Origin of the sequence: Bradyrhizobium sp. WSM1417 (assembly GCF_000515415.1) — a bacterium.
In the GTDB taxonomy this organism is placed as follows: domain Bacteria; phylum Pseudomonadota; class Alphaproteobacteria; order Rhizobiales; family Xanthobacteraceae; genus Bradyrhizobium.
In genome coordinates this window covers 5,438,827-5,452,494 of record NZ_KI911783.1, presented here as the reverse complement: position 1 = coordinate 5,452,494, position 13,668 = coordinate 5,438,827, and the positions used below count along the sequence as shown (strand labels likewise).

The following is a 13,668-nucleotide window of genomic DNA, read 5'->3' as shown; positions in this document are numbered from 1 at the left end:
ACAAGTCAGGAATTGAGTGCGTCGTAAACGATGCCCAGGATTACGCTGTAAGTCAGGAGCATCGCCAGCGAGAACAGTGCTGGCGAAATGCCAAGTCCAGCCTGCACTCCGAACAATCCAAGCCCAATCATGGGAAAGAACACCAACCCCATGGTCGCCCATCCGAGCACGCCGTATGCCAGTCCTTTGATCGCTCCGATATTGCCTGGCAGCCATCGATAGAGATGTCCAAAGGCGAGACTGACGAAGGTTGAGCCATTCAGGAATGAAAGTAGCCACGGCACCACTGGATGGATTGCCGTGCCGGTCACATGGCTCAGCGTCGTCTGGAAGCTTTCGTAGGGCTGGAATGATGGAAGCAGTCCAACCCAAGACTTGAAGTACATCAGCAGCGAATGCGCGATGCTTCCGCACAATCCTGCAACAACTGCCTTCCAAATCCTGTTGTCTGAAGGCATGCCAAGTCGTCCATTCTCGGAAGGAGCTTCCCAACATGGGCGCGCGGTCGCTGCCACTCGTTGCAATCATGAGCTCAATTCGGTTGAGGGCGTCAATCTCGTCTCGGCAAGTACGGCAGGTGCATGTCGGTTTCCGACCACGATGATCGGAACGGCAATGAAGCCGCTGACCAGAAGCAGCCAATCCTGCCGAACGTCCAGGAAGATAGCTGCGCTCCCGCCGATGATTGACCAGATGAAGGGGATCACCAGAAGCCAATAGGACAGGCGGTCGGTCGTCATAAGTAACAAACCGAAGGTGAAGATGGTAACAGGGCAAGGAGCTACACCGAACATCGGTAACGACGGCCAAGAATGCCCCGTTGCAATTCCGATCATCGGATAGATGAGAGATGCGTAGAGAATAAACCCCCCGCCGATCACCGCTCGAAGCCCGAAACTCATCGCGAAGTGAAGTCCGCCGCGGACGACACCCGTGTAGAGCAGTGCCACGCCTTCTATGACGAACAAGGCGCCAAAGGCGAACGCGGCCTTGTTTACCGAGGAGAAGAAGACGCCGTGATAGAAAATACCGGTGCTCAGCCACATCAATCCGAGGATGGCTGAGACAACGCGATCAGAGGCACGGCCTTTCCGGAAAAGGGCGGTCACGGCGACGGCTCCAAGCGCATAAGCAAAGACTTGCGCGGGCCAGATCGCCATATTGTAGGCCGCGAAGACGCTGAGGAACTGCTCAAGCGTGAAGGGAAGCATGGTGCGCTCCTGCCCGATAGGTCGAGCGTAGAGGACTGCGTTGCTTCGCTGCTTGATGAGGATCAACGTCCCTCGGGGTCAACTCGTCGCCGAGAGGCGACATGGAGGCTGTCCGTCGCAGCCGCCGCGCTGCTCGGCGGCATTTACGTGCTGCGTTCGCCGGCGCTGGCCTGGTACTTCATGCTGCTGGCAACGCCGGCCTCGACCTTGCTGTTCGGCGCGATCATGGGCTGTTTGTGGATGGGTGTCGGCCGCTGGTCGCGGGCGCGGTCGCCGAGATGTTCGGCCTGCGCTGGCAGGCGATGATCCAGGGCCTCGCCTTCATGAGCCACCAGATCGGCAGCTTCCTCGGCGCGTACGGGGGCGGCGTGCTCAACGATGCGCTCGGCTCCTACACCATGGCCTGGCGCATCGGCGTGGCGCTGGGATCGGCCGGCGGCATCGTGCAGGTCGCGTTCGCGCTGATACGTCCGTCGCAGCCGCCGGCGCCGGTGTTGCGGACGGCGTAGCGGGGTACCGACCTCAGAGGCGCTGGCTTTTTTCGGAGCCTCTCGGAACACGATGGGGGCGGTTGTCGGCCGCGGCACAGGGCGCGTCGCGGGCATCACCGCGAATCTCGTCGGCCTCTTTGTTCGAACGCCGAGTGACCCAAGTCACAGAACTGTGTTGCTTTCGGGAACGTTCCGGATACTACTTTATCCCGGTGCTTTCGCGGGGCTACGATGGGCGCATTCAGACTCGTGACATGTCTGATCCTTTTGCTGGGATTGGGCGGAGTCGCGCACGCCGAACGTCGCGTCGCGCTGGTCATTGGCAATTCGGCCTACAAGAGCGCACCGCTTCTCTCCAATCCCGTGAACGATGCGACGCTGGTCGGCGGCATGTTCAAGAAGGCGGGTTTCGACAGCATTGACGTCAAGCTTAATGTGAGTGCTGCCGAGATGCGCAGGTCGTTGCGCGAGTTCGCCAACCGAACGCGCGATGCGGATGTTGCTGTCATCTACTATGCCGGGCACGGTATCGAGCTGGACGGAAACAACTATCTGATCCCGATCGATGCGACGCTCGAAAGGGACGGCGATGTGCTCGACGAGACGGTCGCGCTTGATCGTGCGCTGTTTGCCGTCGAGTCTGCGAAACAGCTTCGGCTGGTCATTCTGGACGCGTGCCGCGACAATCCGTTTGCCAGGACGATGAAGCGCACCGTGGCCTCGCGCGCCGTCGGGCGTGGTTTGGCCAAGATCGAGCCGACGAGCCCCAACACCATGATCGCGTTTGCCGCAAAGGCGGGCTCGACGGCCTCGGATGGCGACGCCAAAAACAGTCCGTTTGCCGCAGCTCTGGTCGAGCGGCTGCCGACGCCGGGGCTCGACCTGCGCAAGGCCTTCGGATTCGTCCGCGACGACGTTCTCAAGAGCACCGGCTACAAGCAGGAGCCTTACGTCTACGGTTCGCTGGGTGGCAACGATGTCTCATTGGTCCCCGCCAAGCCGGTCACGGTTGGACCGCAGCCGAACCCGCAGGACGCGATCCGCCGGGACTATGAGTTGGCGATGCAGATCGGTACGCGAGAGGTCTGGACGGCTTTCCTGGCTCAATATCCCGATGGGTTTTATGCCAGCCTTGCCAACGGACAATTAAGCAGGGTTGCGGCCGAGGAAGCGCGCGCCGCTGCGGCCGACAAGGCACGGCAGGCCGAGGACGAGAAGGCCCGGCTTGCTACGGAGCGCGGCAGGAAGGCCGAGCAGGACAAGGCGGCGGCCGCAGCCAAGGCGGCCGAGGATGCCAAACTCGCCGCAGAGAAGGCCAAGCAGGCCGAGGAGGCGAAGGCGACCGCTGCGGAGCAGCGGCGCAAGGAAGCCGAGGCTGCTGTTGCCAAGGCGCTGGCCGACAAGCTCTCCGCCGAAAAGGCGCTCGCCGACAAGATTGCATCCGACAAGGCGGCGGCCGAGCTCGCCGCCCAACAGGCGGCGGAAAGGAAAACGCAGGCAGACGGCGAACAGAAGATCGCCGCTCTCGCCCCGACCGCATCGCAGCCCGGCATGTCTGCGCAGGAGACGGCGAAGTTGCTGCAATCGGAATTGCGCCGGGTAGGATGCTTCGCAGCGGCAGCCGATGGGGACTGGAGTGCATCGTCGCAGCGCTCGCTGACATTGTTCAACAAGTACGCCGGCACCAAGTTCGACGCCAAGCTTGCAAGCTTCGACGCGCTGGACGCGATCAAGGCAAAGCCGGGTCGGGTCTGTCCTCTGGTGTGCGATCGCGGCTTCAAAGCCGACGGCGACGCCTGCGTGAAAATCGCGTGTCGCTCGGGCTATCGCGTCAACGACGACAACGAATGCGAGAAGATTCCGGAGAAAAAGCCCGTCGCTGCAAGAGATGACTCGAACAGGCGAGACGAGCAGCGCAAGCAGGTCGAGTCCGCGCCGGCCAAGCCGCAGGCGACCGGCCAGATGTTTTGCAACGGAGCAGGGTGCAGGCCGGTGCGGTCCGGCTGCAAGCTGGTTCCCGGCGGCTCGAGTCTGCCTTCTGGCGATGGTAGGCCTAAGGCAATGCTGGAGGTTTGTGGTTAAGGTCGGCAGCCGCTTCGGATATTCAGCCCGACAGTCGAGCGTCTCGGTCGCGGCCGATAGTGAGAGCGCCTTTCGGCGAGATGGTCGGCGCGCTGGACGTATGCTCATGAGCGTCCGCTTTGGAGTTTCCAGCGGACGCTGCGCTGCTTGGCCGCGACCGCCGGCTGGCGGCGTGCATCGATGAGCGTGCGTCTCTCAGGGACGAATGTTGACAATCGTATTCCCCTTGCGTCGCTTGGTCGGATTTAATGCGGCGACGGCATCGTCGAGGGTCGCGACGTTGCCGATGTTCGTCCGCAGTCGTCCGTCCCGCACCCGCCGTACGATCTCACTCAATTGGGCGCGGTCGGACTCGACGACGAAGTCGACCGCCAGGCCATCGGAGGGCCGCGTCTCGGTCGGCCCCACGATCGTCACCAATGTTCCTCCGGCTCGGATCCGTGCTGCGGATCGCTTCTGGATGTCACCGCCGATGACATCGAACACCAGATCGACTTTGCCCACGTCCCCTAGGGTATCGTTGTCGAGGTCGATGAACTCCTTCGCGCCGAAATCGAGCACTGTCTGACGGTCGGCGGCGCGCCCGGAGCCGATGACGTAGGCGCCGGCCTCTCGTGCGAGTTGCGTCACCATCGACCCGACTGCGCCGGCCGCGCCGTGTACGAGGACGCTTTGCCCCGCCTGAAGGCGGCCGTGTTGGAACAGCCCTTGCCAGGCCGTCAGGCCCGAGATCGGCAGACTCGCACCCACCGTAAAGTCGACGTCGCCCGGCAGCGGTGCAAGGTTGCGTGCCTCGATCGCCACATACTCGGCCAGCGTGCCGTCGCGATACCAATCCGCGAGGCCGAACACGCGCTGTCCCACTGATAGCCCCGTCGTGCCATATCCGAGGGCGGAGACCACTCCGGCCAGCTCGTGCCCAGGGATCGACGGTGTTCGGTCACGTTCGAGGCGATCGGTCCAGGTCGAGGGCCACGCCAGTTCAGTCGGTACAAACCCCGACGCATGAACCTGAACGACAACGTCGTTTATCGCTGCCTGTGGCTCGGGCCGGTCCATGAGCTTCATCCCGGCCGTTCCTGCGGCCTGGTCCGTTACAACGATCGCCTTCATGGGAATTATCTCCTCGGTCATTTGTCTCTTGGTCGAATAATGCAGAGAGCGTGGACACACCGGCTATCCACAGAATGCCAGGCCGTGTGGAACTCCTGTCTCCGTGTCCGCGATCTCCGCTGTCCGCATTGACCGGGGCTCCCACTCATCCTGATGGATCGGGATCGCTCCGATCGCTGGTGTCAGCGATTAGATGCGTTGCGCCCGGCTATAAAACAGTATCAAGAATGCCGATTTTGGCTGTACCAAGCGCGACGGCCGCCTCCCGATACAACTCGATTGTGCCAAACGGCTCCATTGGCTGCCGAGATTTGCTCGATGATGGAGAGCGCCTTGAGAGGGCGAACAGGAATCTGGATTGCGGACGGTTCAGTCTTTCGAGCGCAGCCCCGCTTCGATGCGTTGGATCAGTTGCTCCCGCAGCGCAGGCACCACGTTTCCGAGGACGACGAAGGTGCGGACGATAGGCAGATACGGCTCCATTGCCGCCGTCAGCTCCGCCAGAGACATGCCGGCCAGCCGCGCATATTCGGATTGCGCCGCCGCATTGGTCGCGCGCGGCCGCTCCGGATTGTCGGCTATTTCCGGGGCGAGTTCGGACAGGATGACATGCAAGAACCCAAGATCGAGGGCGGCGGGCCCCCGCATCGCGAAGGTCCAGTCGACGAGCTTTGGGCCTTCCGCCGTCATGATCACGTTGCCGGGGCTAAGGTCGCAATGGCAAAGCCCGTCGCCGGTCGGCAGGCGTTCGATCAGGGCGAGGATATCGGTGGCGATGTGCTTCGGGACCTTGCCGTCGTCGTGCCGCAACTCGCTCTCCATATACGCGCGCATGGAGAGGAGCTCCGGCGGCGCGGACGTCTTGTGAAGAGTCATGGCCAGAGCCGCGACGATCGCGCCCGCCTGTTCGAACGTCACCGCGCCGGTCCGCGAGAGATGCCACAGGGTTGGTCCGTCGAGGCGCTCCAGCACGATGCCGAAGCGCCCGTCCAGCGTCACCTCGCCGAACACCGCCGGCACCGGGACGCCGGCGGCGTGCACGGCGCGGATCATGCGTACCTCGTGTCGGCCGAGCAGATGAGAGACGCCAGCCTTGAATAGCTTCCACAACCTGACCGGGCGCCCAGGCGTAGGCTTCGGAGAAGGCGCCTTCACCGATCTTTTCCCCCAGCGATCCCTGCATGCCCGTTCTCCGCCGTGCAGATGAAACACCGGCGGCGAGAAAAAAGGAACCCTTCCCGTCGCGGGGGCAGCCGGACACTATGATCGCGTTTCAACCTGCAAAGACCTTCGATCGCGTTCGCGCTGTTCCGGCCGTCGCAGCCGCCGGCGCCGGTGTTGCGGACGGCGTAGGGAAGCGGGTGCTCACGAGCGTCCGCGGCGCTTCAGACCCATAGCGGTCAGACGAAGTCGGGGATAAAACAGCGTTCAGGAAACTGGACCTAAAACCCATGGCTTTTTGGACAACGGGCGCGGTTGGGTTGTTGATGGCCTATCTGCTCGGCTCGGTCCCCATGGGCTTTCTGGCGGGGAAACTGCTCAGGGGTATCGACATCCGAAGGCATGGCTCCAAATCCACCGGGGCAACGAATGTCTTGCGCACTCTCGGCAAAGGGCCTGCCTTGTTCGTGCTCGTCGGCGATGTGCTGAAGGGCGTGGGTGCCATCATCGTCGCGCGCTCGTTCTGTCCCTGGCTTTATGCAGAATTATCCCCGTCGCCGACAGCTTCTGATCTGCAGGTCTGGGTGCCGTGGGCTGTTTGTCTGGCCGGAATTGCCGTGCTGTTGGGACATAGCCGATCGATCTGGCTGAACTTCACGGGCGGTAAGTCGGCTGCCGCCGGACTCGGTGTGTTGCTGGCGATGTCCTGGCCCGTGGGATTGGGGGCTGCAGCCGCCTTTGGCTTCGTGCTGGCTATGACCCGGATCGTTTCCTTGAGCTCGATGCTCGCGGCGTCGACGGCAATCGTTCTTGTCTACGCGGTCGAGCACCCATTGCCGTATCGGTTGCTGGTGATCGGAGGCGGCCTCTACGTGATCATCCGCCATCGTGCCAACATCCAAAGGCTTTTGGCGGGAACGGAGGCGCGTCTGGTTCGAAATGGCCAGGGTACGAAAGCGGAAGCGCAGGTTTAGCACAGGACTTATTTGGGGTCGCTTATTGAGGTGCCGCAACGCTGGGTGTCGAACGGAACCGAGCGATATCACCTCTCTTGCACCGAAGGCGCCTTCGGCCTCAACGCTGGAACGTGGGAGGCCAAGGTCGGAGACCGTCCGTTTCGCGGTTATTACTCATCCATACTGACCAGCGAAAACGGGCAACTGAAGATCATCGAAGAAACGGTTGCAGTTGGAGCGCCCCGATCGTCTGGCGGTGATCAGCCGAAGCGGGACTGCCACTTTCCGTTTCTGGCCCATCGTGCCCCGGACGCAGCGCAGCGCTTCTTCAGCGGTGCGCGCAGCAACGCTTACGCGTTGCAGCGCGCCCCGGACACGAGAGCGCTCGAAACGGGGCCCACAGGGCCCCGTCGAAAGTTTGTAGTCCATCTCGCGATCTTGTTTGGTCTTGGCTTCGCTGAATCCGACGTGCTCGCGCGCGCCAGCTGGCAGCATGGACTAACGCGTGCGTGCTGACCGCTTGAGATCGGCGACCTCAAACCTGTTGCCGGCGGCCAGGCTGCTGCACAACCAGTGGGCCTTGTTTCGGTTGTCGCCGAGGAACGTCCTGGTTTCGACGCAACCCAGGTAGGATTTGTGGGTGATGGTGTCTCGGCAGGTTGGCGAGAAGGTCCGTAGTCTATGTTGCCGCCCGACAGGCTGCATCCAACCCAGGGATCCTTGCCACTTGGGAAGCTTGATGCACAGCCACCGTTGCAGCTGCTGGCGACTTTCTCCAGGCTGGCAATCCTCCCCATCACAGAACCCGGCGCATACGAAGGCGTTCGCGCGGTGGAGGTTCGAGCTGTTGGCGCAGTCCGACGCGGCGCAATTGTGTTTGCTCCTCGCTCCGATACGTGCGGCCTTGCCACCTGTTTCGGCGCGTCGACCGTGACGGGAGGAATCGTGGCGGCGGGGCCGGTTGGGATTTGCGACGCTGCCGGCGCGCACAGCAAGATTGTTGACAAGGCAGCGACGGCTGAAGGCACGACAAGGCTTGATGAGAATCTCATGACCATGTCCTTCCAAAGCCGGGACGGACATTCCGCCCCGGTAAGTGCACGGTAACATACATTCGGGAGTGAGCAACCGAGGGTTGAAGAAAATCTGGCGATGGCTCGTTGCGCCGAGCTCAGCCCTCGTGCCCAGGTCGCAGCGTAGCGTCACGTCCACTGGGCGCTGCAGCGCGTCCGGGACACGAGAGAGGGAGCCAAAATAAAACGGGGCCCGAAAGGGCCCCGCAAAAGTCTTCTACGTTCCGCAATCTTACTTGATCTTGGCTTCGCGGAATTCAACGTGCTTGCGCGCGACGGGGTCGTACTTCTTCTTGACCAGCTTGTCGGTCATGGTGCGCGAATTCTTCTTGGCGACGTAGTAGAAGCCGGTGTCGGCCGAGGACACGAGCTTGACCTTGATGGTGACCGCTTTGGCCATGTTCAGAACCTCAGGAATGAAGGGAATCTGGAGCCGGCCAAATGGCCCGCGTTGGCCGGCAACCTAGCCAGAAACGGCCTGATGTCAAGATTTTAGGGCTCGAAAAGCATCCAAATCGGCCCGATCAGGCCTCGAAGAACCGGTTTTTAGGCCGCGGCAGCTCGAGATTCTCCCTCAAAGTGGGCCCTTCGTACTCTTTCCGGAAAATCCCGCGGCGCTGCAGCTCCGGGACCACCTTGTCGACGAAATCGTCGAGGCCGCCGGGCAGGAACGGGAACATGATGTTGAAGCCGTCGGAGCCGCGCCCGACCAGCCATTCCTCCATCTGGTCGGCGATGGTTTTGGCCGTGCCGACGAAGGACAGCCCGCCATAGCCGCCGACGCGTTGGGCGAGCTGGCGCACGGTGAGCTTGTCGCGGGCAGCGAGGTCGACCATGCGCTGGCGGCCGCTCTTGCTGGCATTGGTCTCGGGGATTTCGGGAAGCGGTCCATCCGGATCGAAGCCGGAGGCATCCGTGCCGAGCACGACCGAGAGCGAGGCGATGGCGCTGTCGTAGTGCACGCGGCTGTCGAGCAGCGCGCGCTTTTCCTTGGCTTCATCGACGCTGTCGCCGACCACGACGAAGGCGCCGGGCAGGATCTTGAGGTGTTCAGGGTCGCGGCCGACCTTCTCCATGCGGCCCTTGATGTCGGCATAGAGTTTCTGGCTATCGGCAAGACTGCCGCCGCCGGTGAAGACGGCCTCCGCGGTCTCTGCCGCGAGCTGCCTGCCGTCCTCGGAGGCGCCGGCCTGCACGATCACCGGCCAGCCCTGGACCGGGCGGGCAATGTTGAGAGGACCGCGCACCTTCAGATATTTGCCGTGATGGTCGAGCACATGCATCTTGGCGGGATCGACGAACACGCCGCTGTCGACATCGCGCACGAAGGCGTCGTCGGCAAAGGAATCCCACAGGCCCGTGACGACGTCGTAGAACTCGCGGGCGCGCTTGTAGCGCTCGGCGTGCTCCATGTGGTCGTCGAGACCGAAATTCAGCGCTGCATCCGGGTTCGAGGTGGTGACGATGTTCCAGCCCGCACGGCCGCCGCTGAGATGGTCGAGCGAGGCGAAGCGCCGTGCGACGTGATAGGGCTCGTCGAACGTGGTCGAGCCCGTCGCGATCAGGCCGATCCGCTCGGTGACGGCCGAGAGCGCCGACAACAGCGTGAATGGCTCGAACGACGTGACCGTGTGGCTGCGCTTGAGCGCATTGACCGGCATATTCAGGACGGCGAGGTGATCGGCCATGAAGAAGGCGTCGAACTTGCCGGCCTCGAGCTTCTGGATCAGCGTCTTGATGTGGCCGAAGTTGAAATTGGCGTCGGGCCAGGCCCCGGGATAGCGCCAGGCGCCGGTGTGGATGCTGATCGGGCGCATGAACGCGCCAAGCTTGAGTTGCCGTTGTGCCATCGCCCGGTATCCGTTTTTGGTGTCGTTCGGAAAGACATAGGCATGCCGCGGAACTCCGCCATCGGGGGAGGCGGGAAGATTATTTTGTTTTTCGATGCGCTCTCAGCACATTCGCGTCATCCGCGGCGCGCGCAGCAAGGCGCGAGCCGGAAGGACGGATCAGCTCAAAATATCCTTCTGCATCTTGCCGCCGTAGAAGTGGAAGAACGGCACCGGTGCATCATGGCGGAGCGGGCCGGTGGCGAGGCGCGCGTCGAGCTCGTTGAGCACGTTGCGTGTCATCGGATGCAGGTCGGCGAGCGGCTTTGAGCCGAGCTCGACCCAGACCAGCTCGACAAGTTCGGCATCGGCATGGATCACGCCCTCAACGCGATGGGCGATCGCGGAGGCGTCCGCCGTGAAGAAGCGCGTGTCGAACCGCTTGACGCGGCCGGGCGGGGTGATCGCGCGCGCGATCAGGAACAGGCTGGAGGGATCGGGCAACAGGCCCGCATCCGCGAACGGCTTCCAGGCGCCTTCGAGTTTCGCCTTGCCCTCAGCCTTGCGCCCCAGACAGAGGCCGGTCTCCTCGCAGGCCTCGCGGATCGCGGCAATCGCCAGCGATTTTGCACGCGAGGCCGGCGTCTTCGGACTGCCCTTGGCGAGATTGGCTTCCAGCTCGGCGGTTACAGGCGCGGCGCACGGCACGCGATAATCGTCCTTATCGACACGGCCGCCGGGGAAAACGAACTTTCCGGGCATGAACACCACGTTGTCGTGGCGCTTGCCGACCAGGACCTTTGGAATGGCTCCGCTGCGATCGACCAGGATCAGTGTCGCCGCATCCCGCGGGCGGAAATAGGGATGATGGTCGGCTTCCTTGCCCTCGTGGATCTTGGCCTTGTCGGCCGCCTGCGACGTATCCGTCATGTCCTCACCCAAACCACTTCTTGTTTATTTTGCCTACACCGGCGGAATACCATCCGTCGGGTTCTCGTCAAACCCGTGCATGCGCAGAGCCCATTGCAATCCGACCACGGCTCCCTTCACCGGCTGCAGCAGTGCCAGCGAGGCGACGAAGGTGAAGGGCAGATAGGCCGCGAAGCTGATCCAGACCGGCGTGGTGTAATTGGTCTCGATCCAGAGGACGGTGGGCACCACGATATGGCCGACGATGACGATGACGAGATAGGCGGGCAAATCGTCGGCCCGATGCGGCGTGGAATCGAGGCCGCATTTTGAGCAATTGTCCGCTGTCTTCAAAAAGGCGCGGAACAGCTTACCTTCGCCGCAGCGGGGGCAGCGGCCGCGAAAGCCGCGCCTCATCGCAGCAAAGACGTCGCGCTTCTCGACGAGGCCGGTCTCGCGGGTCCAGATCTTCGGGGCTGTGCTCACCATGCCTTACCCTTCTGACCCTTGCCCTTGCTTTTTCCCTTGGCTTTTTTCCCCTTGCCGGGCTTCTTCGGCTTGTCCGGCTTGCGCTTCTTGTCGGGACTGCGCCCGGGATGCGCCTTGAACGAGGGGCGGCGTTGCGGACCGGATCCCCTGCGGCCCCGCGGTGCGGTCTCGCCGGACGATGACAGCAGCTCGAAGCGCAGCGCGCCTGCGATGGGAGCCGCTTCGATCAGGCGGACGTCGACGACATCACCGAGCTGATGCATGGTGCCGCTGCGCGTGCCGACCAGGGCGTGGCGGCCTTCGTCATAGTTGAAATATTCCGTGCCGAGGGATCGGATCGGGATCAGGCCGTCGGCGCCGGTCTCAGCGAGCTTGACGAACAGGCCGGCGCGCGTGACGCCGGAGACGCGGCCCTGGAAGGTCGCGCCGATGCGGTCGGCGAGGTGATGGGCGATCAAGCGGTCGACGGTCTCGCGCTCGGCCTTCATCGCGCGGCGCTCGGTCACCGAGATGTGGGCAGCGACCTCGCTCAGGGTTTCCGGCGTCTCGGTGTCGGGCAGCGCGCCTTCGCCAAGCCCGAGCGCGCGAACCAGCGCACGGTGCACGACGAGGTCGGCATAGCGGCGGATCGGCGAGGTGAAATGCGCGTAGCGGCGCAGGTTCAGGCCGAAATGACCGTAATTCTCCGAGGAATATTCGGCCTGCGCCTGGGCGCGCAGCACGACCTCGCTCACCAGCGGAAAGTGGTCGTGGCCTTCGAGCTGCGCCAGCACGCGGTTGAACAGAGCGGGACGCAGCGCGCCACTTTTCGCGAACGGAACCTCGAGCGTCTGCAAGAACTCCGCGAGCGCGTGGACCTTTTCCAGGGTCGGCTCGTCATGCACGCGGTAGATCAGCGGCAGCGACTTCTTCTCGAGCATCTCGGCTGCCGCGACGTTGGCGAGGATCATGAACTCCTCGATCAACTTGTGCGCGTCGAGCCTGTCGGGCACGACGACGCGGTCGACCGTGCCGTCGCTCTTCAACAGGATCTTGCGCTCGGGCAGATCGAGATTGAGCGGGTCGCGCTCGTCTCGCGCGCGCTTGACGCAGGCATAGGCCGCATAGAGCGGCCTCAGGATCGGATCGAGCAGGGGGCCGGTGGTGTCGTCCGGCCGGCCGTCGATCGCGGCCTGCGCCTGGGCGTAGTTCAGTTTGGCTGCGGAGCGCATCAGGATACGGTGGAAGCTGTGCGAGCGTTTGCGCCCGTCGGGGGCGATGATCATCCGCACCGCGAGCGCGCCACGCGGCTCGCCCGGCACCAGCGAGCAGAGATCGTTGGAGATGCGCTCCGGCAGCATCGGCACGACGCGGTCGGGGAAATAGACCGAGTTGCCGCGGTCGAGCGCGTCGCGGTCGAGCGCAGTGCCCGGCCGCACGTAGAAGCTCACGTCGGCGATGGCGACATCGACGATGAAGCCGCCTCTGTTGTTGGGATCGGGATCCGGCTGCGCGTGCACCGCGTCGTCGTGATCCTTGGCATCCGGCGGATCGATGGTGACGAGCGGCACGTCGCGCCAGTCCTCGCGCCCCTTCAGATTGGCCGGCTCCGCCGCTTCGGCTTCGCGCTCCGCCGCGGGGCGGAATTGCAGGGGGATGTCGTGCGCGTAGATCGCGATCAGGCTGATCGCCTTCTCCGACTTGACCGAGCCGAGCTTCTCCTTGACCCGGCCCGACGCCAGCCCAAAGCCGCGCGAGCGGATGATGTCGACGCTGACGAGATCGCCGTCCTGCGCGCCGTGCGTCTCGGTGGGCGCGATGTTCAGCTCGCGGTCGGCGGACTTCTTGTCGACGGGGATGATCCGTCCGCCGCCTTCGGGCAGGCTGCGGAAGACGCCGAGGATGCGGGTCTTGGTCTTGTCGAAGACCTTGATGATGTGGCCGCGATAGGCCGGACCTTCGGTCTCGTCGGAGCGCTCGACGCGCAGCAGCGCGCGATCGCCGACGCCGGCCGCGGTGCCGGGCTTCGGCCGGCGCGGCATCGTGATGAGGATCTTGGGCGGTTCGCCGCTTTCGACCTCGTCCCATTCGGTCGGGGAGGCGACCAGCTCGCCGTCGGCGTCGCGGCCGGTGATGTCGGCGACCAGCGTCGGCGGCAGGCTGTCCGGCTCTGAAATCGTATGGCGCTTTTTCTTGACGAGCCCGTCGTCGGCGAGCTCGCGCAGCATGCGCTTGAGCTCGACGCGGTCGGCGTTCTTCAGGCCGAACTCGCGCGCAATTTCGCGGGTTCCGACCTTTCCGGGGTTTGCCTTGATGAAGGCGACGATGGCTGCCCTGTCGGGAAAGCCACGGTCATTCTTGCGTTTCACTTAGCC

Annotated in this window: 12 protein-coding genes and 1 pseudogene; 3 read left to right on the top strand and 10 right to left on the bottom strand. The window is 63.5% G+C overall.

Annotated elements, in window-relative coordinates; translation table 11 throughout:
• Positions 1 to 5: 5 nt before the first annotated feature.
• Together BRA1417_RS0126590 and BRA1417_RS40880 are read right to left on the bottom strand one after the other, a co-directional pair.
• Complete coding sequence (locus tag BRA1417_RS0126590; RefSeq protein ID WP_027518404.1) at positions 6 to 458, bottom strand: DUF6789 family protein; 453 nt, start codon at positions 456 to 458, stop codon at positions 6 to 8.
• Positions 459 to 524: 66 nt separating this feature from the next.
• Entirely contained in the window at positions 525 to 1,211 is a 687-nt protein-coding gene (locus BRA1417_RS40880) for a DUF6064 family protein (protein WP_035969545.1), read from the bottom strand.
• Positions 1,212 to 1,337: 126 nt separating this feature from the next.
• On the opposite strand from BRA1417_RS40880, the pseudogene BRA1417_RS0126575 reads away from it, so the two are divergent.
• Both BRA1417_RS0126575 and BRA1417_RS0126570 read left to right on the top strand, forming a co-directional pair.
• A pseudogene (locus BRA1417_RS0126575) lies at positions 1,338 to 1,720 on the top strand (MFS transporter); the annotation flags it as partial.
• Positions 1,721 to 1,933: 213 nt separating this feature from the next.
• On the top strand, positions 1,934 to 3,784 hold the full coding sequence (locus tag BRA1417_RS0126570) for a caspase family protein (RefSeq protein ID WP_027518402.1): 1,851 nt from the start codon (positions 1,934 to 1,936) through the stop codon (positions 3,782 to 3,784).
• 195 nt (positions 3,785 to 3,979) lie between these two features.
• Here the strand turns inward: BRA1417_RS0126570 and BRA1417_RS0126565 are convergent, their stop codons facing one another.
• Both BRA1417_RS0126565 and BRA1417_RS40875 read right to left on the bottom strand, forming a co-directional pair.
• Complete coding sequence (locus BRA1417_RS0126565; protein ID WP_027518401.1) at positions 3,980 to 4,897, bottom strand: NADP-dependent oxidoreductase; 918 nt, start codon at positions 4,895 to 4,897, stop codon at positions 3,980 to 3,982.
• A 369-nt stretch (positions 4,898 to 5,266) separates the two neighbouring features.
• Complete coding sequence (locus tag BRA1417_RS40875) at positions 5,267 to 5,950, bottom strand: phosphotransferase (RefSeq protein ID WP_245286271.1); 684 nt, start codon at positions 5,948 to 5,950, stop codon at positions 5,267 to 5,269.
• 398 nt (positions 5,951 to 6,348) lie between these two features.
• Between BRA1417_RS40875 and plsY the strand changes: the two genes are divergently transcribed.
• Positions 6,349 to 7,032: a glycerol-3-phosphate 1-O-acyltransferase PlsY gene (gene plsY, locus BRA1417_RS0126555; protein ID WP_027518400.1), complete on the top strand. Its 684-nt coding sequence runs from the start codon at positions 6,349 to 6,351 to the stop codon at positions 7,030 to 7,032.
• A gap of 156 nt (positions 7,033 to 7,188) precedes the next feature.
• Here the strand turns inward: plsY and BRA1417_RS44305 are convergent, their stop codons facing one another.
• The 6 genes from BRA1417_RS44305 to rnr all read right to left on the bottom strand — a co-directional run bounded on the left by BRA1417_RS44305 (position 7,189) and on the right by rnr (position 13,662).
• Positions 7,189 to 7,509 (bottom strand): hypothetical protein, encoded by a 321-nt coding sequence (locus tag BRA1417_RS44305; RefSeq protein ID WP_156948934.1) that lies wholly within the window; start codon positions 7,507 to 7,509, stop codon positions 7,189 to 7,191.
• 810 nt (positions 7,510 to 8,319) lie between these two features.
• Complete coding sequence (rpmG, locus tag BRA1417_RS0126540; protein ID WP_007603295.1) at positions 8,320 to 8,487, bottom strand: 50S ribosomal protein L33; 168 nt, start codon at positions 8,485 to 8,487, stop codon at positions 8,320 to 8,322.
• Positions 8,488 to 8,611: 124 nt separating this feature from the next.
• Positions 8,612 to 9,937, bottom strand: a complete 1,326-nt coding sequence (locus BRA1417_RS0126535) for an LLM class flavin-dependent oxidoreductase (protein ID WP_027518397.1) — start codon at positions 9,935 to 9,937, stop codon at positions 8,612 to 8,614.
• Between the two features lie 159 nt (positions 9,938 to 10,096).
• On the bottom strand, positions 10,097 to 10,846 hold the full coding sequence (locus BRA1417_RS0126530; RefSeq protein ID WP_027518396.1) for an NUDIX hydrolase: 750 nt from the start codon (positions 10,844 to 10,846) through the stop codon (positions 10,097 to 10,099).
• Positions 10,847 to 10,879: 33 nt separating this feature from the next.
• Positions 10,880 to 11,314, bottom strand: coding sequence for a DUF983 domain-containing protein (locus BRA1417_RS0126525; RefSeq protein WP_027518395.1), 435 nt, complete (start codon positions 11,312 to 11,314; stop codon positions 10,880 to 10,882).
• Positions 11,308 to 13,662, bottom strand: a complete 2,355-nt coding sequence (rnr, locus tag BRA1417_RS0126520) for a ribonuclease R (protein WP_027518394.1) — start codon at positions 13,660 to 13,662, stop codon at positions 11,308 to 11,310. The genes BRA1417_RS0126525 and rnr overlap by 7 nt, the downstream gene beginning before the upstream one ends.
• Positions 13,663 to 13,668 lie beyond the last annotated feature (6 nt).